This window comes from Roseibium porphyridii (genome assembly GCF_026191725.2).
Lineage (GTDB): Bacteria > Pseudomonadota > Alphaproteobacteria > Rhizobiales > Stappiaceae > Roseibium > Roseibium porphyridii.
Window position 1 is genome coordinate 5,687,176 of record NZ_CP120863.1, and the last position, 24,226, is coordinate 5,711,401.

Below are 24,226 nucleotides of genomic sequence, written 5' to 3' on the forward strand. Positions count from 1 at the left end.
GAACCCTAGAACCAGAATCCTTCCCGGCGCCAGATCGTCAGATTGCCGCGAACGGGAGGTGACGGAGTTCCGCCTAGAATGGTGAATTCCATTCCACCGTTGATGCCCTTGCCACCAGTTTGCTTCAAGGTGACCCATTCATTGCATTGCGGGCCGCCGCTTGAGCTCTGACACATATCGATGCGCACGCTCTTCTCATCGATCTTGTTCCAGACCCAGTCGACAATTGCGACATGACCATTCCAGACCATGAAGTCGAGCGGTTTCACTTCATGGACGTCATCGATGTTGATCTTGGCAACGTGCTTTGGATAGTTCTTAGGTGAAACGCCGTAGTACTTGTCCCACTCGCCGGTATAGATCAGGAAATTGGCTATGAAACCGATGCAATCCATGCCGAAGAAACGGTCCTGAACCATCTGCTGCAACGCTGCACGGTCCGACATCTTGTCAAAATACATTTTCTTGATCTTGCCGGTCTGCTCGACATCCTTGGAACCGTCCTTTTTTGCGCGTCCACAGACATCGACCTTGTATTTGTCCATCAGCTCCTTGTTCTTGAGCATGAAATTCCAGATCTTCACAAAGGCCTTGTCATTTCCCTGACCCTTCAGCGCCAGATCAATCGCCTTGCCGCCGACATGCTGATTGAGGTTGATGCCACTGGCATCCTTGATCCATCTGAAATTCTTATAAAAACTGGTCGCGCTGTCATTGCCGCCGTTGCCACGGTCCTTACAAAGATACTGACTCAGCTTGACAGGACCTGCACTGGTCTGGAGACCCGGACTGGTGAGATGGTCTACGTAATGGTATGGCAGGAAAAAGGACTCAGCCACATTCACTCTCCCTAAATTGGCCCCCGCATTTGGCCCCTTTTCGGTGTCGTGACCAGCATCAGATCCCTGAGTACCGGCGTGGCTAAATTGCAAGGACAGCGGGGTCCTGTCTGTCTTCTACATCACACATTTCTCATCGATATACGTCGCAGCTTCCTTATTTGGACGCTGGATTGGGCTCACTCCTCACTATTTGCCTGATGATCGGGCAGAGAAGCTGAGCCGACTAATTTTCTTCGGTTTCCTGATTGCTGAGCAACAATTCATCGCCTAGTCTTCCATCATCGGCTTCGGCCGTCGACTTCACTACCTGTGATTGCAATTCGATTGATAGGCAGTTGCATGACGGATCAGTGCAGTCAAACTGAGGGAGAGAAAATCGTGACAAAATTTAAAGAACAAGAACAGTCATTCGACGAATTTGACGAAGCCATCAATCCGCCACCGGAAGTGACCGAATTCGACCATGTGGTCGATGAGGCCCTTTCCAGGCGCGGGTTCCTTGGGGGCGTCATGGCATTTGGTGCCGGATCGTTCGTGCTCGGCACTTCTGTCTTCGGTGCCGGAGAGGCCGCAGCGCAGAATTCTCGCCTGGGCTTCAAACAGGTGGCAGCCAACACGCTCGACGACATTACCTTGCCCGATGGCTATTCCAGCCATGTGGTTATTCGCTGGGGCGACCCGATGTTTTCCGGCGTTGCTGAATTCGACCATGCGACCCGCGGAAACGGCGAAAGCCAGGCCGGTGCTTATGGCGACAACATCGATGGTATGGCCCTCTTTGAACTTGGTGACGCGTCGGTTCTGGTCAACAACAACGAATATACCAACCGGAAGATCATTTGGGGCAATCGGCCGGAAGGAAAGTCGGAGACGGATGACGATGTCCTGAAGGGCATGATGGCGCATGGCGTCTCGGTGATCGAAATTGCCAAGGGCGACAATGGCTGGGCGCTGGTCAAGGACAGCAAATACAATCGGCGCATCACGCCTCAAACCGAAATGGAAATTACGGGGCCCGCAGCCGGTCATGCCTTGATGCAGACGGAAGCCGATCCGGCCGGAAAATTGACAAAGGGAACCTGGAACAACTGCGGCAATGGACGCACGCCCTGGGGCACCTATCTTGCCTGCGAGGAAAATTTCAACGGCTACTTCTCGTCATCAAATCCGGATATCGAGCGAACCGATGCGCAGAAGCGCTATGGGGTTAACGTTGAAGACTGGGGCTATGGCTGGGCCCAGATCGATGACCGGTTCGACATTGCCAAACACCCGAACGAATCCAATCGTGCGGGCTGGGTGGTCGAAATCGATCCGTCAGACCCGACATCGACACCCAAAAAGCGGACCGCACTGGGCCGGTTCAAGCACGAGAACGCCGAAGTCGTGGTCAATGGAGACGGACGTATCGTTGTCTATATGGGTGATGATGAACGCGGCGAGTTCCTTTACCGGTTTATCTCCGACGGTGTTTATGCCGAAGGCGCGGACAATTCCGATCTGTTGGCTGAAGGAACGCTTTATGCCGCGAAGTTCCATCCAGACGGTACCGGTCAGTGGCTGGCGTTAACGCCAGAAACGACAGGCATGGCGTCGGCTGCCGAGGTCGTGATCAATGCCCGCACCGCTGGCTCCAAAGTTGGCGCGACAACAATGGACCGGCCGGAATGGGTTGCTGCCAACCCGAAAAAAGCTGAGATCTATTGCGCTCTGACCAACAACAAGAACCGCGCAATCAAGCCCAATGCAGGCGGAGACCCAACTCCGGCTATGGGTCCTAACCCGCGCGCGGAAAACCACTATGGACAGATCGTGCGCTGGTGGCCTTCAGGCGGCAACCACACCAGCGACAGCTTCACCTGGGACCTTTTTGCTCTGGCTGGCAACCCAACTGTTCATCAGGACGCCTACGGCGGATCGGTGAACATCAATGAGGGCAACATGTTCAATTCGCCGGATGGGTTGTTCTTTGACACCAAGGGCCTGTTGTGGATTCAGACCGATGGCAATTACTCCAATGAGGAGGATTTTGCCGGACACGGAAACAACCAGATGCTGGTGGGTGACCCTGCGACCGGCGAAATCAAGCGGTTCCTGGTTGGCCCGAAAGAATGCGAAGTGACCGGTGCGGCAATGTCCAGCGACGGCAAAACACTTTTCGTTGGCATTCAGCACCCTGGCGAGCGTGGTGATTCGCATTGGCCTGAAGGCGGCGACAGTGTCCCACGTTCTGCCGTTATCGCGGTAACTCGGGATGACGGTGGCCAGCTCGGCTGACGTCACAGTTGATCGAACGAAAGACCGGCGCGGCAATTGCCGCGCCGGTCTCCTGAAAGCCAAGCGACTTTTTCAGATAGACGCTTATCCGCGTAGCCGATGATGCAAGATGATCGGCACGGCCAGTTCTTCCTCATCCGCCAGATGCCGGTCGAGAAAGGCTTCTATTGTTTCGGCAAGGCCGTGCAACAGACCGGCTTCTTCACGTGCCTGCGGTTCATCCAGCCGGGTCAACTTGATGGCCCGGTTTGCGGTCTCAGTGAACTCGTCCAGGACACGGTCGAGTTCCTGATGATCCTTTTCCAGGATTTCAAGACCTGCATCAAACCTGGGATCGGCGGCAGAGAGTTCCGGGAAATAGTTTCTGTCTTCCCAGGTATGATGACCGTGAAGGTTCGCGACCAAGGCATTTCCATAATATGACAGCCGTCCTGCATAGTCATCGGAAGCGCGCCCCTTGGCCAGATACAGCTCGGTTTCAGTCCGAACCAGCTCCCCAAGTTGGCGGAACATCTGATGTGCACCCAGCCAATGCCTGGTTTTGTCCTTGAAACCGGGATGCGCCTCCCAGCTGTCCCTTGGATAGTCATCCAGCAGAAGACGCATTTCTGCGGGCATGTCGTTTGTGCGTAAATTGAACGTCGGTGTCATCGTCTTCTCCTTTCTCCATCCTGTAGTTCCCGTAAAAACGCCTTATCAGGCAGACCATCATCGGTGCATTCGACGCGACAGATTCGTGCATTTGTTTCCGGGACATCAGAAGAGCCTTATGTCGGCATGCCTTTACCGGAATTCCAGTTGTTCGGGTGCAATGCGGATATGCAGAATGTGCTTATGCCGGCAACCAATCGAGAGATTTACGTGTGGGACAGCGATGCTTCAGCTGCGCGATGGCGCAACTGTGAGCGGAATTCCATCTCGCCTGACTTGCATTTTCGGGAGATCGACCAGAGTGTTGACTCACTACAGTTCCAGACAACGCACACTCAGCGAGCTTCTTTCAGCCCATGGCAACGATCGAATATGTCTATTCCGCTCATTCCGGCTATGCCTATCTCGGTTCAGCGGAATTCATGCGGATTTGCGCCGACAATACCGTCACACTGATCCACAAACCAATCCTGCTGTCTCCCGTGATAGATGCCCAGCGGGCTCCCTCGTTTCGAGGCCGGACGCAACAGCACGTGGACTATTTTTTCGGTCGGGAAATTGAACGATGGGCCGAGTTTCGAAACGTACCCATCATCAATTATCGACCCAGCCAGCATGATGCCGACTACAGTCTTGCCTCGGGAATGATCCTTGCTCTTGGCGAAACCGGTCCGCAGACGGATGCCATGGCGCATGGGCTGTTGGAAGCCCATTGGCGTGACGACATGGATCTTTCAGACCTGTCTGGCCTGAAAGCGCTTGCCACCTCGCTAGGGCACGATGCTGATGCGCTTCTTGCAAAGGCAGGCTCAGAGGAAATGCAATCCAGGCTGCAAGCCAACACGCGTTGGGCGCAAGAGAAAAACGTTTTCGGTTCACCGACCTACATCGTTGATGGCGACCCTTTTTACGGGCAAGACCACCTTGAGCTGGTGAAGCGTGCACTTCATACGCCTTTCAAGGCTCCCGGTTGGTCAAATCCGCCCGTTAAATAATGTAAGCCTTTACCGGTCCTTTTGATTGGCGACCTGAAAGGTTGAAGTGCCAAGTCAGTCGGCAGTCCTGCCCTCTCTCCGGTGCTCAGTTCAAAAGTTCGCCGTTTTCAGGGAACAAAGTTCAGGACAACAGTTCCTGAATCACATGGGCCTGCTGCTTGCGGCCGTCGGGATCTGCTGCCGTCTTGAAACGGGTGAACTCCTCACCCCATTTGGAGGTACGCTTTCGAATGGGCGGCTCATTCGCCTCGACACACTCAAGGACCACTGAGGCGACCTTTTCCGCTGTCTGGTAGATGTCGCTGCCTGCGGCCCTGCCCTGTGCGCCACCGATGTATTTCTGAAGGATGGGTAGATATTCATCCTCCAGCAGGCCACCGGTCTCCTCGACCTGTTTCATGACATTGGCTGCGAATTCGGACTGGATTCCGCCAGGCTCTATTGTTGTGAAATCGATGCCGAAATTCGGCGATACGTAACTGGCCAAAGCTTCTGTATATCCTTCGACCGCAAATTTGGCAGCGCAATAGATCTCATTGAACGGCTGACCGACCAGGCCGCCAACCGAGGAAACAGTGACGACGTGTCCTTTGCGCGCTTTGCGCATATGTGGAATGACCGCTTTGGTGCATCGGACAACGCCCATGAAATTGACGTCCATGACCCAGTTGATTTCTTCTTCGCTCGCCTGTTCCGTTGTGCGCACATATCCGGCACCGGCATTGTTGATCAGTGTGTCTATCCGCCCCGTGGTAGCAATCACATGTTCGACGGCGGCGTTGACGCTTGCACTGTCCTGAACATCCAGTTGCAACACTTTCAGCGATACGGCGGCATCTTCAGCTGCGGCATCGAGGTGAGACCGCTTGGAAAGGTTGCGCATCGTGGCATAGACCGTGTGACCCGCCTTGGCAGCCTGCACAGCGATTTCGACACCCAGACCCGTGGATGTGCCGGTGATGAGAATGACTTTAGACATGGCAGGTTTTCCTGAAAAATGACGGGTATTCGACGCACAGGCACAAACCATCTTCAGATCGGGTCGCGAGAGCCGCGAGTGGCGGCATCCATTGGTCCGCTGCGGATGCAGGGCTTGCCGCGTGTGCACCAGTAGCACTCTTAATTAATGAGCAATTGCTCATTGTCAATACGGATCGGCCAAATCAATCCATGGTGCAATTCGATCCGGATTGGTAAGTAGGGGGATAGCGAGCTTCAGGAGACACATTTGGCGCGACCAAAGACAGGCGACAAACCGCAGGAATTGCGAAAGGCAACCGTTGACGAGGTGGCGGCAATCGGCTCCACAGCCGTTTCCGTCAACAAGGTTGCCGCTCGGGCCGGTCTGAGCGTCGGGACGATTTACAGGTATCACCGAAGCAAGGACGAGCTTCTGTTTGCGGTTTTCCTCGACGTCAAACGCGACATACATGACGCGATGATGTCGGCTGCTGCACAACACCAGGAAACAGCCGATCGCTTGCGGGCCATGTGGTTCGCCCTTGTCGACTATGGCTTTCGCGCACCTCGGGACTTTCAGATGGTTGAGCTGATGAGCACCGAGACGCGAATTCAAGCCAGCGACAATGAGGAACTCAAGCGGCTCATGTCCGAAGTTCTGGCTGAAATTCAACAAGGAATCGACGATGGGACGCTTGTGAAAGCGAATGTACGGACCATCGAAACAGTCCTGGCTTCGCCGGCAATTACGCTTGCGCGCCGCGTTGCGATGGGTCGCCAGGGCATCGACAAAGAAGAAGTGGATCGAATATTTTCATTGGTCTGGCGCGGCGTTGCCCACGACCAGTCAACCTTTCAGACCCGGGCATAGCTTAGACAGCGTGCGGCCCAAAGCACATGCCAGACATCGTGGGGCAATCGACCCTCAGATCAATGTGCCCATCAGACCAACCAGCAGCGAGGCCATGACCACCAGGCTCAAAGGCATTCGGAGCTTCGGGTACCAGGAGGGTGCGTCACCTGACCTTGAAGCTGCAACGTCCTGGTAAAGCACAAGAGCGAAGGCTGCGACCATCACCAGCAAACCGGCAGACAAGGGCAGCAGCAACCCGGCCCAGGCTATCAGGGACGGAACGACGCTAAGCGTGAGACGCGTGACCTGATTGTCTGTCGCGCCTGTGTTGCTGATGGCGAGACCCCACTGAATGCCTCCGAGAAACGAGAGAATGACTGCGCCGTAAAAAGCAATCGCCTGTGCGGCCCAATTCGACCAGCTTTCAGGTGCGAACACACATAGAAACGCCAGGCCCGCAAACGGTATTGCTCCCGTTCCACCTAGCCAGCGCGCTGCCACCGGTACGGTCGCCGGATTTTCCGGATCTCCAAAACCGGTAGCGCCTTGAGCTGAGGTCATCACAAAGGTTCTCCTGTTCCCTGGCGCTCTGTTTCCGAAGCGCAGTGTTTCAATTTTCCTGACGGCGCATTTCATCGCGGCGCATCGGCATCTGGTCGATCAGGGCAAAGACTTCGTTCGCTGACACAGGCTTGGCAGAGCGTAATTTGATACCGGTGTCCTTTCCGAAAAGCATGATTTCAAAATGTTCGCCAGTCTTGCGCGCATAGTCCCTCAAGTCCGGACCGGAAACGTTGAGGTCAGGTCCGATCGAGGTATTCACTGCTTCGGAAACAACTTCCAACAGGATCAGGTGCCTCTCCTCAAACCCCTTTTGATACCGCGCAAATTCGCTGCGCTGCGCGATCAGGTCCGTGTCCTCAACATGCGGTGCGAAAACAACAATCAAACGGTGCTTCCAGGCCCAGGCTTCTGGAACCTCTGCAGCGCTGGTCTGAGATGGCAGAAATGCTGCGGCAATGACGGCAAAGACTGCTTGAATGCCTTTCAAACTCCTGTTCGCCATATGTCAGTTCCTGTTCGCCATTCTCTGCGTTCAAAAAACCTACGCATGTCACATGTGATCGGATTTCATGCCAGAATATATGAACCATGCTGATCTCCTTGGGTTCTGCCGCCTGCCGGGTGACTGAAACCGACCGTGAACCAAGTCGAAAGAAACTGCGTACATCAGGCATCTGAAGGTGAACCTACGGCTGGCCAGCCCGTCCGCTTTTACAAGGACCTGTCAAGAATGACTCGTCGTCCCAGTCTTGCTGTTCTAAAGACCAAAGCTCTGAAAACGACTTCGGCTGCGCTTGTGTCGATCGGAACGGTTTTCGCACCATCGCCTGAAAGTCACGCGGCTTCCGGAAAGCCAGTCACCTCGGCGCATGACTTCACATTCGAAATGGCATTCGGCGACCCGCTTTCCATGAAGGAATTTGCTGGAAAGGCCGTTTTGGTTGTCAACACCGCAACCGAGTGCGGGTTCAGCGGTCAGCTTTCCGGCCTGCAAGAGCTTCACGAGCGCTACGAAGGTCAGGGACTTGTTGTGCTGGGAGTGCCATCCAACGATTTTGGCGGTCAGGAACCGCGTTCGGACGATGAAATTGCAAGGCATTGCAAAGCTGAATATGGCGCGACTTTCACTATGACGGCCAAAACGGTTGTGAAAGGTGAGCACGCTCATCCGTTCTACCGATGGGCTGCGCAAGAGCTGGGTGTCACTGCCAGGCCATACTGGAACTTTCACAAGTACCTGATTGATCCAAACGGGCAACTGATTGCCTGGTTTGCGACGCCGACCTCGCCAACGTCCAGAAAACTGATCTCAGAGATTGAACGTGTGCTGCCCGGTGCGGCAAGAGGCTGAAACAGGCACACTCAGCCCTTCGGATTGCGCCACATCAACGCCGCCTCACTGACCCGCGCCTAGGTTTCTCCACCAGGAAGTCCAAACTTCAGGAGAAACGAGATGGCCGTATCCGATTGGGAAGCTTTCGTCACACAAACGGATGAGCGCATGGCGGCAGTTCGCAAAGGCGTGCCGGACGTCGCTAAAGGATTTGGTGCACTCGCCAAGGCCGCCACGGCACCCGGTGCTCTCGACGCAAAGACAAAGGAGCTTATTGCGCTGGCCATCGGCATCACTGCGCGATGCGACGGCTGCCTGGCATATCACGCCCGTGCGGCGGCTCGTCTTGGCGCAACCCGGGACGAGATCCTCGAGGTGATCGGCGTGTCCGTCTATATGGGTGGTGGCCCCTCAATGATTTATGGGGCTGAAGCGCTGGCCGCATTTGACGGCCTTGGCGAAGGCAGCTGAAGGCCTTGTTTGCACGACGGCTTGGGAGGCGTTCGTGACTGTGCACCTCCCTTGTCTGAAGCGGCTGCCAAAGAGCATTGGCCTCATTCACTCAGGATCGGCTCAAAGCCTTCAAACTGGGGATGGCCGACATATAGGCCCTTGTTGTTACCGGCGTTTTTGTGGGCTGCACGAAAATGCTCCGATTTCGTCCAGTTGACAAAATCCTCGCGGCTGTTCCAGACCGTGTGGGTCGCGTAAAGCGTCGTGCCATTTTCTTCGTCTTCAGGCCCCTTCAACAAATGGAATTTCTGAAATCCGGGGACGTCATTCAGCCTGGAATCCCGCTCACGCCAGACCGTTTCAAAAGCATCTTCCTGACCGTTCTTGATAGCGAAACGGTTCATGGCGATGAACATATTATCTCTCCGGGTTCGATTTCGGTGATGCTGCTCGAATAGTAAATATGACTATGAAATTCAAGTTACCTGAGCACGCGTTGACCCTCAAGGTTCATACCTGACATAGGCGAACCGGCGGCTGTCCGGCGCCCAGGAGGGAACATTCAACGTGCCCTGACCGCCAAAAAGGCTGAGCAGTGCATTGGGTTTTCCGCCCTCCGCCGGTAAAAGACGCAATTCCACATCCTTGTTGGCAGGATGGCCTGACGTACCTGCCTGATAGGCAAGATAGACGATATGTCGGCCATCAGGTGAAGGGTGCGGAAACCAGTTGACACGTTCATCCGCAGTTATGCGTTGAAGATCCGATCCGTCCGGCCGCATTCGCCAAAGCTGAACATCGCCGTCCTTTTCGCCATTGAACCAGATCCAGTTGCCGTCCGGCGAATAATCCGGACCATCGCAATGGTCGAAGTCTGTTGTCAGCTGCGTTTCTGCACCGCCCGTGACAGAGCAAGTAAATACCTGGAACGAACCGCGCGTCTCTTCGCGTTTGCCGACATAAGCCAGCGTCTGGCCGTCTGGAGCCCATCCATGCCAATAAGATGGCGTTTTTGATGTCACACGCACCGGCACGCCGCCATCGACCGGAAGCGTATAGATGCAGCTTTCCGGTGTTCGGGACGCATCACTGATGACGAGCCACCGTCCGTCCGGCGACAAACCGTGATCGTTGTTAAGTGCCGTTGCAAAACCGGTGTCAATTTCAATCAGGGAAGGTGCGGCAATTGGCAGTCGGAAGAGACGGCCGTTACCATTTACCACCAGGGTATCACCATCGGGCGTCCAGTTTGGTGCTTCCAGGTGGCGCTCTGTCTCATAAATGATGGTTTCCCTGCCGGTTGCGATATCAAGCGTTGCAACAATGCTTTTCAAGGTCCGCTCCCGCGCGTCAGTTTTCCTGGATCACATGAGGCACAAAGCGTGAAAGATCCTGTGTGATCGGATGACGGTCTTCACGGATACAGATGCCGGAAGCCTGACCACCAATGATCCAGGAACCGATCATCGCGTAGTCGTCTCCGAATTTCGGGGGCTCCGTATAGGCCTGCAGAATATGCCCCTCAGCACCATAGCTTCCCGGTGTCGTCAACTCCTCATTGCCGATCCCGCGCAAGGTTATGTTGGCGCCTTCTCGGCTGAAAAAGGGCTTGCGAACATGCGCACCCGCGAGAAACGCCTCGTCGGCTTCCCCTTCGAAGAAAGAGGGCAGTAAATTTGGATGCTCCGGAAACATTTCCCAAAGCAGCGGCAGAATTGCCTTGTTTGAGAGTATCGCCTTCCACGGAGGCTCTATCAGCTGCACCGGAGCGCCGGGCAGATACGGTCCATAATCCTCCCGGAACATGTCTTCGTAGGGATACAACTTGAACAGCGCATCGATGACAAATGCATCGCCGTCTGCAAACCGGCCCTGCTCGTCAACGCCGATGTCCTCAACCGCGACAAAATGCGGGATTAGTCCCGCCTGCTTTGAACAGTCTTCCAGGTAGCGAACTGTCGCACGGTCTTCGTCATGATCCTTCGAGGATGCAAAATGAATGTGGAAACCCGGAGCAAACATGGCCGCGAACCGTTCAATCAAGCGGTCCTGCACCGAATTGAACTGATCAGTGTCTTCCGGCAGCACACCGGCCTTGATCTGTTCTTCCAGCCACATCCATTGGAAGAAGCCGGTCTCGTAAAGAGCCGTAGGTGTGTCGGCATTGAATTCCAGCAGTTTTGCTGGCCCTGTGCCATTGTAGAAGAAGTCGAAACGACCGTAGAGCGAAGGCGTTTCGGCTTCCCAGGATTGCCGGATCCAGGACCGGTAATCCTGCGGTATTGCGATCTTCTGTAAAAGCGCGTCGTCCCGAACGATCCGATCCACAAGCTCCAGGCACATGCCATATAGTTCTTGCGATGGATCCTCGATATCGTCCTCGATCTCCTTGAGAGAGAACGAATAGGCCCTGCTTTCGTCCCAGTACGGCGCGCCATACATGGTGTGAAAGCCGAAGCCGAGCTTCTCAGCCTCTTCTTTCCAGCCGGGTCTTCCGGGAAGCTCTAACCGTTTCATTGCAGAGGGCGGATCAGAGTTTTTCCAACAGCGCCTGAACATCATTGCGCTGGGGGTTTTCCAGAGCCTTGATCTTTGCTTCCAGATCAGCGCCGCTTTCAAGTCGGGCTTCCTCGTCAGCTGCTTCCAAGATGGCCTGCTGCTCGGCCTGGCGTTGCTCAAGCCTGGAAAGGCTGTCGACGGCACTCGCCAGTTTTCCATCCGAGGCAGTGGTGTTGGTGGACGCAGCTTTCTGCGCCTTGATCAAGGCTTCGTTTGCCTTGGCGCTTTCCATCTTGCGCTGAAGCGTTTCGATCTTGTTTTCCGACTGGCGGATGGTGCTGTCCATGCGCTCTTCGGTGGACTTGTACTGATCGAAGAGGGCCTGATCGGCCTCGGCCTTGTCTCGCAATTTCAGAATGCTTTCGATGATCTGAACCGCCAATGGCTCGTCACCCTGCGCCTTCGCGGTGCGTGCAGCCTCGGTGCGACGCTCAATCTCGCTCATCAATTCAGCGACCGATTTTTCCTTCAGTTTGCGGTTGGCCACCATGCGGGCCTTTTCGTCCTTGGCCGCAGATATCGCCTGCCTCGCCTCGCGAACTTCCTGCTCCAGGATTGTCATCAGGTTCGCATCTTGAATGGATTCGGCCGCGTCATTGGCATGGCCCTTGAACGCTGTGATCAATTTGCCCCAAACACTCATGTTCCAGATTTCCTTGCTTGATGAAACGGCTTTAAATTGCAGCGCTGACCTTGGGGCCAACGTCGGCGGCGAGTTCAAGCGCACTGTTGGAAATAGTGCGCAGCTCCGTTTCGACGGAATCCAGTGTCGAACGTACCGACATTGCGCCAAACAGTTCGTAATACTCGCGACCGTCGATCATATCGATGGAGAGCGCACATAGCGGCAGAAGCTTCTTGTGGTTGCGCAGCATCATTGCCTCGAACGCGCCCGGATTGTCCTGTGCGTCGCGCGGCCAAAGCACAGTCGACGTCAGGATCTGGGTCTCACCAAGAGCCATGAAAAGCGTGATTTCGCCTGCGGAGCGGAGTTGAACCTCAAGAACATCCGATTGTGCTTCGTTGATCTTGCAGCTGATCTCACCTTCTGCGAATGACTCCGACGCTTCGAGCGCGTCCTTGAGTTCCTGCAATGTCCAGGGGGTCTGCCGTGCGTTCATCCAATCGCCTCCAGATTTTTCGCCGGGTCCACTCCCAGCATCGAACAAGTAGAAGTGAAACCAGACCGTTTCAAGCGGTTTTTGTCATCGGCCTGCGCGTTTGACAACCAGCGTCCCTCTCGTCACATTATGGGCCGAACACAAGCGGGGGCCATTAGCGCGCTGTGCCACTACTGCAACTCGTCATATCACGACTTTATCAGCACATACTGGAGCTCAAGCTCTGGCTGCTGTCGACATTAATTTGCGGATATCTGCTGATCTCCTGGCTCCTGTTTTTTCTTGCGGGCGAAGCGGGACTGACCAGCAACCCGCTGACTTTTATCTATTTCGCCGCCACGACCGCTTCAACAGTCGGGTATGGCGACCTTTCACCGGAGACCGAGGCCGGGCGCATGGTTGCCGCCTTCTGGTTTTTTCCGGGGGCCCTTTTGATATTCTCTGCAGTTCTCGGCCGGCTGACAGGCATGCTTGTGGAAGGAGTGAGACGTATGGCTGACGGAAACGGTAACTACGAACGTATTCAGAACGCCACGGTCATCGTTGGATATCACCGGGACAAGACCCCCCTCATGGTTGAGAACCTGGTCGCGGGTCAGGACGGTGACGAAAAGATCATCATTCTTGCAAGCGAAAAGAACGTCGAAGTGCCGGAGGGTGTCCGCTTTGTCAGGGCTGAACGACTGGACGCACTGCAATCACTGCGCCGCGCTGCCATTGCCGGTTCGCAGAAAGTGCTCGTCTATGCGGCAACGGATGCGGAAACCTTCAACACCTGTCTGGCGATTCGAGAGCTGAATGAAGTTGTTCATATCGCGGCTTATTTCGAAGACAGAGACACTGCAAAACGGGCGGGAAAACTGGCCAATATCGAACCGGTGGTCTCCAATGCCTGCGAAGCACTGGTGCGTGCCGCGCAAGACCCGGGGGCCGGTGAAATTCTGATGGCTCTTTCCACAGCTGGCCTCGGCGCAACGATTTATTCAGCCGTTGTCGAGGCAGACAACCCGACGGCGACCGGTATTCTGGAAAAGGCGCTCGCAGGATCAGAAGGAACGTTGATTGCCGTCTCTCAGCCTGAGGACAAAAGCTTTGTCTTCCGGCCCTTCCCGGACAGTTTGAAGTCCGGCGGATCGGTCTATTACCTTGCCAACAAACGGCTCAGTGCGAGTGAGATCACCTCGGGGCTGGAGGGAGCCGATGTTCGGATCACTGTTTAAGCGCAACAAGGAATGGCAGCCTCCCGAAGTTCTCGGACTGACAATCGGGCGTGGCATCACATTCGACCCGATCGCGCTTCGCCTGCTGCCGGAAGACAGCCTGATCGAACGACCCGATTCAACGCTCATGATCACCGCACAAGGCCATTGTGACCTTGGCGAACAATCCCACATGCACCGCTTTTATCCCGATGACGATCGGTTTCTGATCCAGTTTCAGGGAGGTGACGGCCAGAGCGACGAGCGTGTCGATGAAATAATGCTCTGGTATTTTTATGACGTGCAGTATCCGTCAGGCGATCAGGAATGGAACCGCCTGAAACAGTCCATTCGCCAGAACAGCTACACGCTGGAAGGCGAAGACGGCAACCATCGGTATGAGCGCGCCTGGTTCGATACTTCAACCGGCCCGGAGGATCCGATGACTTATTGGGAGGAGGTTTGCGACGACCGGTCTGGCAGCGGTCGCAGGCGAATCTTCCAAACCGCCATGTTGTATGCGCGCGGCCTGAAAGACGGTCGCGATGAAATGCTTCTTATAAATATGGAAGAGCCGGACAATGCGGAACGCAGCATTGCGTTCATGATCGGCTTTCCCCTCGAACGACATAATTTTTCAGTTTAATTCACTTCTGACTTCAGTGGAGACCAAAATGGCCGACCTTCAGGCGTCCCTCACAGGCATTCTTCCCTTTATCGCCTATTTCGCCGCAGCAATCGCAATGCTGCTGATTTTCATGAAAATCTACACCGTCATGACACCGCATGACGAAATGGCCTTGATCAAGGAAAACAATGTTTCGGCATCGGTCGTCTTCAGCGCGGCTTTTCTAGGTTTCTCTTTGCCGCTCGCCAGCGCGGCGGCCAACTCGCTGAACATTGTCGATTTCATTATCTGGGGCATTATCGCCTGTTTCGCGCAACTCGTCGTCTATCAGATTTTTCGCCGCTTCTACCCAAAGATCACCGACCGCATTGAACGAGGTGAAATTGCGATCAGCATCAAGCTCGCGGCCATTTCGATCACTGTCGGCCTCCTGAACGCAGCCTGCATCACCTACTGACAATCCTGGACGAACGTATCCGAGACAATTGTCCAAATTGCATCAGACCGATTTGACGGTCGGGAGAAAATTCATGAAACGCTCGAAGTCGATCAAGCTGGTGGTCATGGCAACGACATCAGTCACGCTTGCCAGCTGCTCCGATGAACCGGACCTCGAAGGCCGGGTCTACAAGACCGAAGAAGAGTGCGTTACCGACAGCTTTGTTCCAGATGAAGTCTGCGCACAGGTCATTTCGGCCGGCAAGCAGATTCACCAGACCTCGGGGCCACGCTACAACACAGTCAATCTGTGCGACGAACAACACGGCAACAATTCCTGCCTTTTCGAAACGGAAAGCGGACGCGATTTTTATTCGCCGCAACCGTCCGGCTATTTCGTGACCGGGGCTCTTGCCGGACTGACAGGTGCTGTCGCCAGCCAGGCTCTGATGAACAACATCAGGCCGGTTTATCCGGAGCGTGGCAGTAGGCGCTACTATACATCCGGCGGATATTATGTCGGCAGCTACAGCGGTGGCAGCTGGCGAACATACAACGATGCTGTCAAGACGGCGCCCAAGCCCGCGAGAGTTCAGACCAGAACATCCGTTGCCTCGCGTGGCGGTTTCGGCAGCCGATCCAGTTCCGGGTCCCGCGGCGGCTAGGCCGTTTCCACATCTTTAGGACACTGGCCGGATTGGTGTTCTGTCCGGCCACCTCTTTGGTGTGTCTCTAGTCCAGCCGCGCTTCCTTTTCACGGCGTTCAAACGGCACTGTTCTACCATCTGCCGTCAGCTGACAAATGGAGGTTGGCGCACCGTCTTCGTCGAGTTCGACCAATCCGATACCGGACGCGTTCAAGATCCGTTGCCCATGCGGTGTTCCTACCGGCTTGCGCGGAATGACTCGCATGCCCCTGCGCTTGGTGAACCAATTCAGCGGCGACCGCGGGGCAAAGGCCCACCTGTTGCAGAAGTCGAAAACACGGATCAGTTTTTCCGGCCAGGTATTCTTGATGCCGGAACTGCAGATCTGCCAAATCTGCGGGCTGTCCGGTTCTTCGCCATTCAGGCTCGGTGTCACCTGGCGCAGCTCAACGTCATAGACAAAGGAATAGTGGACGTCACCTGACAGGATCACAAAATGCCTGGGCGTATTGCGGTGGCGGAAAACATTCAAGATTGCGCCTGCTGTTCCCGCATGCGCCATCCAATACTCGGCATCAACCATCAGTGGTTTGCCGATGACGGTGAAGAATTTCTGGACAGTCTCAATGAGTTTGACACCAAAGATCGGCGCAGCGGACACCAGGAGGACAGAGTTCTTGCCGCGCAGGTGAGACTGAAGATCCGTTGCCGCTTCCCAGTCCAGCAAGCCGGACGGATAATGTGAGTTGCGTTCCGAACGCCACCGGCGGGTGCGCGTGTCCAGAACGATCAACGGCGGATCGGTTTGCCATTGATAGTCCCAGTCCTCCAGAGCCAGAAGGCCTGTGATCGCTGCTTCGTGGCTATCTGACCCAGGGTCAGACAACGCATCGCGCACGAACGCTTCCTGGGTCTTGCGGAAGGTTTGCGGGCAATTGCCCCAACCCTGGTTCAGCGCATAGGCGATAATCGCGTTGCCGATCACCCGCCGGGCCAAAGGGTGCCCATAGGCGGCCTGCTCCCAGGCAAGCGACAGGTTCCAGTCGTCCGTCACATCGTGATCGTCGAAAATCATTGCCGTCGGAAGGTGGGCCATCAGCCGCCTTACGGCCGGGAGGTCCGAAACGAAGGCCTTCAAGGTCTCCGTTTCTTCCGCATACATCTTCATTTCCTTGTCGGTCAGGCCATCAGGTGCCTGGAAGTCCGGCATGTCCTGCCAGACGGACGGCGACCAGACCAAAAGATACATGGCCAGCATTTCCGCCAAGGTGAAGAGATGATTACGGGCATGCAGGGAGGTGAAGATCGGTTTGCTCGTACCGCCGAAGAGAACGTCAAACACCCTTGCGTTCTGATCGATTTTCGGCAGCAACCCGTCGCGGCGATAGAGATAGCCACCAGCCGCATGCAAGGCATGGCCAGACTCGGGAAGGCCGGTATCCAGACCGCTCAGGGTTTCGTCATGCAGACCAAGCTTCTGAGAAAGTGCCCCGATCGCCTGCACCATCGGACCGGCCACGTCATCCACATAGACCTGATCGCCGCTCATGACCAGAAGCGATGGCCAGCCTTCCTCATTCGTGCCAGGGGTCTCGCTGGTTGGAAGGCGCGCTTTCAAATGGGCATCGGCGGCGACCAGACCGTCGCCGGCTTCGCTGTGCGGTTTGCGGCAGGAGCCGTGCAGCAGGGACTTGATCCTTTGGGGCACCATGAACCCGGGGCGACCGACGCCCGGATAGGTAAGATCGGGTGCCCAGATCGTGTGATCCTGCCAGCCGCTCGCCTGATCGTCTTCAAGTTCCAGGCTGATCCGATAGCTGATCCAGGTTTCAGCGGGGAGCGGTGCGTCAATCGGCACATCGATCAGGAGATAGTGCAGCCTTTCGCCCGCACTAATGCAGGATAGTTTTTCGGTGCCGGGCGTCAGAACAAATTCCATTACCTCTGAGGCTTCCGCCTGCAGCTCCAGTTTCACACGGGCGGGTGCGCGCACGGCCAGCCAGATGGCCACGCTGTCAGGCGTCACCTTACGCAGGATCGGGCCTGCCAAAACTGCGGGAAGGCCCATCTCAGGCTGCATGTGCGTCTCCGTCTGCCCCTATCATTTTCAACAACAACGCATGATCGCGCCTGGTCTGGGCAGCGTAACGTCGTGCAATTGCAATCAGGTCTTTCCGTGTGGCTTTCAGGGCCGACGCCATGGCCCGCTCAAAGCGCACCGAGCGACGATCACCACGAGAATGTGTTCGTGCAAGAGTGACACCACAAGCTTCTGCATAATCCTTGAGCGCCTTCGCCGGTTTCCCGGTGCGCAACAGGTCCTCAGTATCCACCGTCAGTCTTGCGTGATGGCGCGAGCGCACAAGCCAGTGCAAACCGCTCCAAACGACCTCATCCAGCACAAGATCAGGACGGCGCATCATACGACGCTGACAATCCACAGTCAGATGCGCCGGATTCATCCGATTGACCGGTGAAAGGTCCGGAAAATGATGGATGACTGCTGCTTCGCGTTGTTGCTTCACCTCAACGACATGGGTTTCCCTGAAAGTCTCGGCGTCAGGAGCTGCGTCCGGCCCAACCAGAAAGTAGTACCGTTCGACGCTGAGCGACCCGGTGCCCGCCCCGATGCGCCTTGCGACATCCAGCACGTCATCATCGAAATGCGGCCCGAACACCTGCCTCAGCTCGCCCGCAAGATCAGGGCTGACCTTGGCAAGTTTGTCGGAGGATGGATCGAAACGAAACCCGGCTGCTGTCCGCCTCGTCAGTTTGGCGACAGACGACTTTTTCTTAAAATGTTTGCCACCTGCAGACCTGGCTTGCGCCTTTTGGATAGGCTTTCTCAGGAAGTGCCCGCTGGTAAAACGCTTCAATGCCTCGTCGCGCTTGTCAGTATCCTTCACGATCTGACCCAATGTCTTGCGATAGGACTTGAGGAAGCGTTTTGACGCTCCTTCGGCATCCTTCCGGGTCGGGTGAGTAGTGTTTTTGAATTTCTTCTCATTGCGATACCGCCCGGCAACGAGACCTTCCAGAAAATCCGCAACCAAAAACAACGACACACAAAACCGCATTAGATCGAAAGCAGCGTGGCCCGCAGCTGCATCGTCATAGTCGTTGGGTGCCCAGATCACCGTATCTCCGTAGCTGCCGTTTTCGGTAAGGAAGCCGAAATTCGCCAAATGACAGTCGCCCACAATGCGTGTCAGCGGCACCTCGAGGAGTACGCTTGGCAGACTGAAGGTTCCAACGGAAAGATCGGCATAAAAGAGCTGAGAAGCACCCCGCAGAAACTGAAACGGTGACGCAGCCATTTTGATATGTTTTGCCAGCACAGGACGCGCATCCGGCGCAGCACCGTCAATGCGCTGAAGCTCCTGTGAAATCAACAACTGGCGTTTTCTGCGCGCGTTCATTCGATGCCTTAAGTGCGATGTGCAACCGGATGCCGACCCGGTTCTGAAAACCTCTCTGGCAATCTCACATATGTTTACAACATCGCGCTGGCAACCAGGCTGATACAATCGGCGACAAAGAGCCGTGTTGTGCGGTCCGAGCGGCGGCAAAGAATATCAGAAGCAGGCAACGGTATCGGCATCGCCCAGCAAGGCCCTCAAGCCTCCGCTCAGAATAGATATTCCGAGTTCGCCTGCTTTGCGACAACACCGATCAAGCAGCAAAGGCAAATGCAAAACTGCCAGTGATTGCATTTAGGATATTCATGAAAGGGAGTTGTGAAGGAATGGTGGAGCCAAGGGGAATCGAACCCCTGACCTCTTCGCTGCCAGCGAAGCGCTCTCCCAGCTGAGCTATGGCCCCATGTTCCATATGCGTCCGGGTTGGGATCCCGGCGCTGATGGGGGCGGAACATAGTCACACCGCCCCACAAGATCAAGCAGAAAATCGCCGTTCAGTCTTCGGCTTGTAGAGATTTGTACACACAAGCCGAAATCTTTTTTAAGTCAACCAGTTACCGGTCGGTATCTTCGTCAATCTCGACGCGGATACCCGGTACGGCTTCGTCGTCTTCATCTTCATCGTCGATGAAAACATCGTCGCTGCTATCGTCGTCGTCTTCCTCGAGATCCACGTCGGTATCGTCGATATCCGGCACATCGTCGCCGTCAGAACCTTCCGCTTCCGCATCCGCTTCTTCCAGGGTCACGATTTCCGGTGCGGCGGTGTCTTCCTCTTCTTCATCGTCTTCCGGTTTTTCCTCAACCTTGGCCGCCTTGGCCGCACGAGAGGTCATCACCGCTTCGAAAACGGTACCGCATTTCGGGCACGTAACCGGTTCCCGATTGAGATCGTAGTATTTTGCGCCGCAGCTCGGGCACAGTCGCTTTGTGCCAAGTTCAGGTTTTGCCACTGTGCTTACCCTTCGTTTTATCTAGCCGACTTGAATTGGTGGGCAGCCCCATAGCTGCAAGCCGTTTCGCTGTCAAAGGCAAATCGATAGAAAAATGTTCGTTGACCCATTGTTCTGCATGTTGTCGAAAAAATTTCAAGCGTCAGCCCGGTTTTCCCCACTCGCTTTTTTGTCATACACAACTGCCTGGCAACAGTGATCCGGCGCACAGAATGCCGTTAGCTGAGAATTGCATGGGAAAAGATGACGAAGCCGCATTCGCGTGATAGGACGTGGCACCTTTTGACAACCGATCCAATCCGCGGACATTGAAAATGTCACATAACAACGCGCCTGCGCCCCTCACCACCAGCTCAGGCAGCCCCCTGACCGGCACTATCCGGGTGCCGGGCGACAAATCCATCTCGCACAGATCGCTGATGTTCGGAGCGCTTGCTGTCGGCCGGACGACGGTGACAGGACTTCTGGAATCAGAAGATGTTCTGGCAACCGCCGACGCCATGCGCGCCGTTGGCGCGACAATCGAAAAACATGACGATGGCCGTTTCACGGTCGACGGCATCGGCCTTGGCAGTTTGCTTGAGCCGGAAAGCGTTATCGACTTCGGGAATGCAGGCACGGGCGTCCGCCTGACCATGGGCATCTTTGGCAGTCACAACATCGCCGCCACCTTTGTCGGTGATGCATCCTTGTCGAAGCGACCGATGGGCCGCGTTCTCAATCCATTGCGCGACATGGGCACAAGTGTGATTGCCCGCGATGGCGACCGTTTGCCTGCGTCGATCCGGGGCGCAGAGCTGGCGATGCCAATCACCTATCGTGTACCGATGCCATCCGCCCAGGTGAAATCCGCCGTCTTGCTGGCCGGGCTTAATGCGCCGGGTGAGACAACGGTTATCGAACCGATCGCAACGCGCGATCACACGGAAAAGATGCTGAAGGGTTTCGGCGCCCAGATCAGCTTATCTCTGAATGACGACGGTGAACGGGTGATCAAGCTTCAGGGACAGCCTGAGTTGAAGCCCCAGGACATTGACGTGCCAGGTGATCCGTCTTCTGCGGGCTTCCCGCTTGTCGCTGCCCTGATTGTCCCAGGCTCTGACGTCACCATTGAGAACGTTCTTTTGAACGAACATCGCACCGGTCTGATCACAACGCTGATCGAGATGGGCGGTGATATCGAGATCGTCAACAAGCGCGAAACCGGAGGCGAAGAAGTCGGGGACCTTCGCGTGAAATCCAGCTCACTGAAGGGCATCACCGTGCCCGCCGACCGGGCACCCTCAATGATCGACGAATATCCTGTTCTTGCGATTGCCGCGGCTTTTGCCGAAGGCGATACCTTCATGCCCGGGCTGGAAGAACTGCGGGTCAAGGAGTCCGACCGGCTGGCGGCTGTTGCACGCGGGCTGGAAGCCAATGGCATCCCCTGCACCGAAACGGAAGACACGCTGACTGTCACGGGTGGTGCCAATGCGATTGGCGGCGGCACGGTCACGACGCATCTGGACCATCGAATTGCCATGGCATTCCTGGTTCTCGGCATGGCGGCGCACAAACCGGTAACTGTCGACGACGGTGCCGTGATCGCGACCAGCTTTCCCACTTTCACGACCTTGTTCGAAGATTTGGGCGCTTCGCTGTCCGATAATGCCAGCGAGGCCGCATGATCATCGCTATCGACGGGCCGGCAGCGTCCGGCAAGGGCACTCTTTCCCGGAGGCTTGCAGATCACCTCGGCCTGAGACACCTGGATACCGGCCTGACCTATCGGGCTGTTGCAGCCGCCCTGCTGGCCAAGGGCCTGCCACTTGGTGATGAAGCAATTGCAATCGAGATCGCCCAAAATCTGGATCTTGCGCAAATGGACAAGAGCGTCCTGTCGGCGCATGAAATCGGTGAAGCTGCATCTCGCATAGCTGTTTTGGGTGGGCTGCGCGAAGAACTCGTCAATCTGCAGCGCCGCTTTGCCGAAACGCCTCCAGGCGCCGTTCTCGACGGGCGCGACATCGGCACGGTCGTTTGCCCCAATGCGTCGGTGAAGCTCTTTGTGACTGCCTCGGCAGAAGCGCGCGCACGCCGACGCACCGACGAAATGATTTCCAAAGGCCAGGACGCCAATTACGCCTCCGTTCTGGACGATTTGAAGCGCCGCGACGAACGTGACAGCCAAAGAACTGTCGCGCCAATGAAACAAGCGGACGATGCGGTCTTGCTTGATACGACAGAAATGGATATAGAGACCGCGTTCCAGGCAGCTGTGGATATCGTGTCCCGGGCCAAGGATTGCTAGATAGCAATGTGGGGTTCACCTTTGGTGCGCCCCTGTTTGTGCATCCGGAACGGACAGGCTGAAAGGCCAAAGGTTCTTTAAAAGAACGACAATGAGATTTCGGCAGGACGCAACCAAAACCGCGCCCTGTGACGAAACCGGATTTTCCGGCTCCCGCCCCGCCGGCCCGCTTCTTGTAAGCGGAAGGATCAGCGAGAACGCGATCCCGGGAGAAGGCCGATCCGGAACGCAACACCAACCCGCCGGCGGTGCGCCAACTGGCGCCAGGAGAAAGACTTGACTGATTTTAATCCCTCCACCGAGGATTTTGCGGCTCTTCTCGAAGAGTCCTTCGTCCAGAACGACCTTTACGAAGGTGCTGTTGTTAAAGGCACCGTCGTTGCCATCGAAAAAGACCTGGCCGTCATCGACGTCGGCCTGAAAGTTGAAGGCCGTGTGCCGCTGAAGGAATTCGGCGCCAAGGGCCGCGACGGCGAAATGGGCGTCGGGACCGAAGTTGAAGTTTACCTGGAGCGTGTCGAAAACGCTCTTGGCGAAGCCGTTCTGTCGCGCGAAAAAGCCCGCCGCGAAGAAAGCTGGGTTCGCCTCGAAGTCGCCTTCGAAGCCAACGAAAAAGTCAACGGCCAGATCTTCAACCAGGTCAAAGGCGGTTTCACCGTCGATCTGGATGGTGCTGTTGCCTTCCTGCCGCGTTCCCAGGTGGACATCCGCCCGGTTCGCGACGTGACCCCGCTGATGCACACGCCTCAGCCGTTCCAGATCCTGAAAATGGACAAGCGTCGCGGCAACATCGTCGTATCACGCCGTGTCGTTCTGGAAGAAACCCGTGCGGAGCAGCGCTCCGAACTGGTCCAGAGCCTGGAAGAAGGTCATACCGTGGAAGGTGTGGTCAAGAACATCACCGATTACGGTGCATTCGTCGACCTCGGCGGCATCGATGGCCTGCTGCACGTCACCGACATCGCGTGGCGCCGCATCAACCATCCGTCGGAAGTTCTCACCATCGGCCAGACCGTCAAGGTGCAGATCATCCGCGTCAACCAGGAAACGCACCGCATCAGCCTCGGCATGAAGCAGCTTGAAACCGATCCGTGGGATGGCATTGAAGCCAAATATCCGATCGAAGCCAAGTTCACCGGCCGCGTGACCAACATCACCGACTATGGTGCATTCGTCGAACTGGAGCCGGGCATCGAAGGCCTGATCCACGTTTCCGAAATGTCCTGGACCAAGAAGAACGTCCATCCGGGCAAGATCGTTTCCACTTCTCAGGAAGTCGAAGTGATGATCCTGGAAGTCGATCCGGTCAAGCGCCGTATCTCCCTGGGCCTCAAGCAGACGCTTCAGAACCCTTGGGATGCATTTGCTGAACAGTTCCCGGTCGGCACGAATGTCGAAGGCGAAGTCAAGAACAAGACTGAATTCGGTCTGTTCATCGGCCTCGACGGCGACGTGGACGGCATGGTGCACCTGTCCGATCTCGACTGGAACCGTCCGGGCGAGCAGGTCATCGAAGAGTACAAGAAGGGCGACATGGTCAAGGCCGTCGTTCTGGATGTTGACGTTGAGAAAGAGCGCATCTCTCTCGGCATCAAGCAGCTCACCGGCGACCCGATGGAATCCGGTGCTGCCGGCGAGATCCGCAAGAACTCTGTCGTCACTTGTGAAGTCATCGAAATCAAAGACGGTGGCCTGGAAGTCAAGATCGCTGACAGCGACCTGACAGCCTTCGTACGTCGCGCTGATCTCAGCCGTGACCGCGAAGACCAGCGTCCGGAGAAATTCTCTGTCGGCGACAAGTTCGATGCGCGCATCACGCAGTTCGACAAGAAGACCCGCAAGGTTGCAGCGTCGATCAAAGCGCTGGAAATCGCAGAAGAGAAGGAAGCTGTTGCTCAGTACGGTTCGTCCGACAGCGGCGCTTCTCTCGGCGATATCCTGGGTGCTGCTCTGAAGCAGCAAACAGACGACTAAGCCTTCCGGTCTCTTTCAAGACCAGAAACGGAAAAGCCCGGCAGCGATGCCGGGCTTTTTGCTTTGA

General features: G+C 55.9%; 25 protein-coding genes and 1 tRNA gene. 12 read left to right on the forward strand and 14 right to left on the reverse strand.

Annotation, left to right across the window (positions count from 1 at the left end; translation table 11 throughout):
• Nucleotides 1–5 precede the first annotated feature (5 nt).
• Nucleotides 6–839 (reverse strand): hypothetical protein, encoded by an 834-nt coding sequence (locus tag K1718_RS26240; RefSeq protein ID WP_152503876.1) that lies wholly within the window; start codon nucleotides 837–839, stop codon nucleotides 6–8.
• A 381-nt stretch (nucleotides 840–1,220) separates the two neighbouring features.
• Between K1718_RS26240 and K1718_RS26245 the strand changes: the two genes are divergently transcribed.
• Entirely contained in the window at nucleotides 1,221–3,119 is a 1,899-nt protein-coding gene (locus K1718_RS26245; protein WP_265680281.1) for a PhoX family protein, read from the forward strand.
• Between the two features lie 84 nt (nucleotides 3,120–3,203).
• Here the strand turns inward: K1718_RS26245 and K1718_RS26250 are convergent, their stop codons facing one another.
• Nucleotides 3,204–3,770, reverse strand: a complete 567-nt coding sequence (locus tag K1718_RS26250; RefSeq protein WP_152503878.1) for a hemerythrin domain-containing protein — start codon at nucleotides 3,768–3,770, stop codon at nucleotides 3,204–3,206.
• A gap of 356 nt (nucleotides 3,771–4,126) precedes the next feature.
• Between K1718_RS26250 and K1718_RS26255 the strand changes: the two genes are divergently transcribed.
• Nucleotides 4,127–4,765, forward strand: a complete 639-nt coding sequence (locus tag K1718_RS26255; RefSeq protein ID WP_265680280.1) for a 2-hydroxychromene-2-carboxylate isomerase — start codon at nucleotides 4,127–4,129, stop codon at nucleotides 4,763–4,765.
• A gap of 121 nt (nucleotides 4,766–4,886) precedes the next feature.
• On the opposite strand, the gene K1718_RS26260 is transcribed toward K1718_RS26255, so the two are convergent.
• The gene (locus K1718_RS26260) at nucleotides 4,887–5,744 is read right to left on the reverse strand and encodes an SDR family oxidoreductase (protein WP_152503880.1); all 858 of its coding nucleotides are present in this window, start codon (nucleotides 5,742–5,744) and stop codon (nucleotides 4,887–4,889) included.
• Between the two features lie 249 nt (nucleotides 5,745–5,993).
• Here K1718_RS26260 and K1718_RS26265 point away from each other — a divergent pair, with 249 nt between their 5' ends.
• On the forward strand, nucleotides 5,994–6,596 hold the full coding sequence (locus K1718_RS26265; RefSeq protein ID WP_265680279.1) for a TetR/AcrR family transcriptional regulator: 603 nt from the start codon (nucleotides 5,994–5,996) through the stop codon (nucleotides 6,594–6,596).
• Between the two features lie 54 nt (nucleotides 6,597–6,650).
• Here the strand turns inward: K1718_RS26265 and K1718_RS26270 are convergent, their stop codons facing one another.
• Both K1718_RS26270 and K1718_RS26275 read right to left on the reverse strand, forming a co-directional pair.
• Nucleotides 6,651–7,139, reverse strand: a complete 489-nt coding sequence (locus K1718_RS26270; RefSeq protein ID WP_265680278.1) for a DUF3429 domain-containing protein — start codon at nucleotides 7,137–7,139, stop codon at nucleotides 6,651–6,653.
• Nucleotides 7,140–7,188: 49 nt separating this feature from the next.
• Nucleotides 7,189–7,644, reverse strand: a complete 456-nt coding sequence (locus tag K1718_RS26275) for a DUF4174 domain-containing protein (protein ID WP_265680277.1) — start codon at nucleotides 7,642–7,644, stop codon at nucleotides 7,189–7,191.
• A gap of 228 nt (nucleotides 7,645–7,872) precedes the next feature.
• On the opposite strand from K1718_RS26275, the gene K1718_RS26280 reads away from it, so the two are divergent.
• Both K1718_RS26280 and K1718_RS26285 read left to right on the forward strand, forming a co-directional pair.
• Nucleotides 7,873–8,493: a glutathione peroxidase gene (locus tag K1718_RS26280; RefSeq protein ID WP_265680276.1), complete on the forward strand. Its 621-nt coding sequence runs from the start codon at nucleotides 7,873–7,875 to the stop codon at nucleotides 8,491–8,493.
• A gap of 102 nt (nucleotides 8,494–8,595) precedes the next feature.
• A complete protein-coding gene (locus K1718_RS26285) occupies nucleotides 8,596–8,946 on the forward strand; it encodes a carboxymuconolactone decarboxylase family protein (protein ID WP_152503885.1) in 351 nt (116 codons plus the stop codon).
• 83 nt (nucleotides 8,947–9,029) lie between these two features.
• On the opposite strand, the gene hmuQ is transcribed toward K1718_RS26285, so the two are convergent.
• From hmuQ to K1718_RS26310, 5 genes are all read right to left on the reverse strand, one after another.
• Nucleotides 9,030–9,344, reverse strand: a complete 315-nt coding sequence (gene hmuQ, locus K1718_RS26290; RefSeq protein ID WP_152503886.1) for a heme-degrading protein HmuQ — start codon at nucleotides 9,342–9,344, stop codon at nucleotides 9,030–9,032.
• Nucleotides 9,345–9,431: 87 nt separating this feature from the next.
• On the reverse strand, nucleotides 9,432–10,262 hold the full coding sequence (locus K1718_RS26295; RefSeq protein ID WP_265680275.1) for a TolB family protein: 831 nt from the start codon (nucleotides 10,260–10,262) through the stop codon (nucleotides 9,432–9,434).
• A gap of 16 nt (nucleotides 10,263–10,278) precedes the next feature.
• A complete protein-coding gene (locus K1718_RS26300) occupies nucleotides 10,279–11,445 on the reverse strand; it encodes a glutathionylspermidine synthase family protein (RefSeq protein WP_265680274.1) in 1,167 nt (388 codons plus the stop codon).
• Nucleotides 11,446–11,458: 13 nt separating this feature from the next.
• Nucleotides 11,459–12,130: a PspA/IM30 family protein gene (locus K1718_RS26305; RefSeq protein WP_152503889.1), complete on the reverse strand. Its 672-nt coding sequence runs from the start codon at nucleotides 12,128–12,130 to the stop codon at nucleotides 11,459–11,461.
• A 31-nt stretch (nucleotides 12,131–12,161) separates the two neighbouring features.
• Nucleotides 12,162–12,608 (reverse strand): YjfI family protein, encoded by a 447-nt coding sequence (locus tag K1718_RS26310; protein WP_152503890.1) that lies wholly within the window; start codon nucleotides 12,606–12,608, stop codon nucleotides 12,162–12,164.
• A 164-nt stretch (nucleotides 12,609–12,772) separates the two neighbouring features.
• Between K1718_RS26310 and K1718_RS26315 the strand changes: the two genes are divergently transcribed.
• The 4 genes from K1718_RS26315 to K1718_RS26330 all read left to right on the forward strand — a co-directional run bounded on the left by K1718_RS26315 (nucleotide 12,773) and on the right by K1718_RS26330 (nucleotide 15,538).
• The gene (locus K1718_RS26315) at nucleotides 12,773–13,828 is read left to right on the forward strand and encodes an ion channel (RefSeq protein WP_265680273.1); all 1,056 of its coding nucleotides are present in this window, start codon (nucleotides 12,773–12,775) and stop codon (nucleotides 13,826–13,828) included.
• A complete protein-coding gene (locus K1718_RS26320) occupies nucleotides 13,809–14,453 on the forward strand; it encodes a DUF2491 family protein (protein WP_152503892.1) in 645 nt (214 codons plus the stop codon). The genes K1718_RS26315 and K1718_RS26320 overlap by 20 nt, the downstream gene beginning before the upstream one ends.
• A 28-nt stretch (nucleotides 14,454–14,481) precedes the next feature.
• On the forward strand, nucleotides 14,482–14,892 hold the full coding sequence (locus K1718_RS26325) for a DUF350 domain-containing protein (protein WP_265680272.1): 411 nt from the start codon (nucleotides 14,482–14,484) through the stop codon (nucleotides 14,890–14,892).
• Nucleotides 14,893–14,965: 73 nt separating this feature from the next.
• The gene (locus K1718_RS26330; protein ID WP_152503894.1) at nucleotides 14,966–15,538 is read left to right on the forward strand and encodes a DUF1190 domain-containing protein; all 573 of its coding nucleotides are present in this window, start codon (nucleotides 14,966–14,968) and stop codon (nucleotides 15,536–15,538) included.
• A 67-nt stretch (nucleotides 15,539–15,605) separates the two neighbouring features.
• Here K1718_RS26330 and K1718_RS26335 read toward each other — a convergent pair whose 3' ends face one another.
• The 4 genes from K1718_RS26335 to K1718_RS26350 form a co-directional block, all read right to left on the reverse strand.
• Nucleotides 15,606–17,600 (reverse strand): metallophosphoesterase family protein, encoded by a 1,995-nt coding sequence (locus K1718_RS26335; RefSeq protein WP_265680271.1) that lies wholly within the window; start codon nucleotides 17,598–17,600, stop codon nucleotides 15,606–15,608.
• Nucleotides 17,590–18,939, reverse strand: coding sequence for a DUF2252 family protein (locus K1718_RS26340; protein ID WP_265680270.1), 1,350 nt, complete (start codon nucleotides 18,937–18,939; stop codon nucleotides 17,590–17,592). Before K1718_RS26340 ends, K1718_RS26335 begins: the two co-directional genes overlap by 11 nt.
• 327 nt (nucleotides 18,940–19,266) lie before the next feature.
• A tRNA-Ala gene (locus K1718_RS26345) sits at nucleotides 19,267–19,342 on the reverse strand.
• 151 nt (nucleotides 19,343–19,493) lie between these two features.
• On the reverse strand, nucleotides 19,494–19,892 hold the full coding sequence (locus K1718_RS26350; RefSeq protein ID WP_152503897.1) for a TIGR02300 family protein: 399 nt from the start codon (nucleotides 19,890–19,892) through the stop codon (nucleotides 19,494–19,496).
• Between the two features lie 314 nt (nucleotides 19,893–20,206).
• On the opposite strand from K1718_RS26350, the gene aroA reads away from it, so the two are divergent.
• From aroA to rpsA, 3 genes are all read left to right on the forward strand, one after another.
• Nucleotides 20,207–21,562: a 3-phosphoshikimate 1-carboxyvinyltransferase gene (gene aroA, locus K1718_RS26355; RefSeq protein ID WP_265680269.1), complete on the forward strand. Its 1,356-nt coding sequence runs from the start codon at nucleotides 20,207–20,209 to the stop codon at nucleotides 21,560–21,562.
• Entirely contained in the window at nucleotides 21,559–22,185 is a 627-nt protein-coding gene (gene cmk / locus K1718_RS26360; protein ID WP_152503899.1) for a (d)CMP kinase, read from the forward strand. The genes aroA and cmk overlap by 4 nt, the downstream gene beginning before the upstream one ends.
• Before the next feature lie 276 nt (nucleotides 22,186–22,461).
• A complete protein-coding gene (gene rpsA / locus K1718_RS26365) occupies nucleotides 22,462–24,159 on the forward strand; it encodes a 30S ribosomal protein S1 (RefSeq protein WP_152503900.1) in 1,698 nt (565 codons plus the stop codon).
• Nucleotides 24,160–24,226 lie beyond the last annotated feature (67 nt).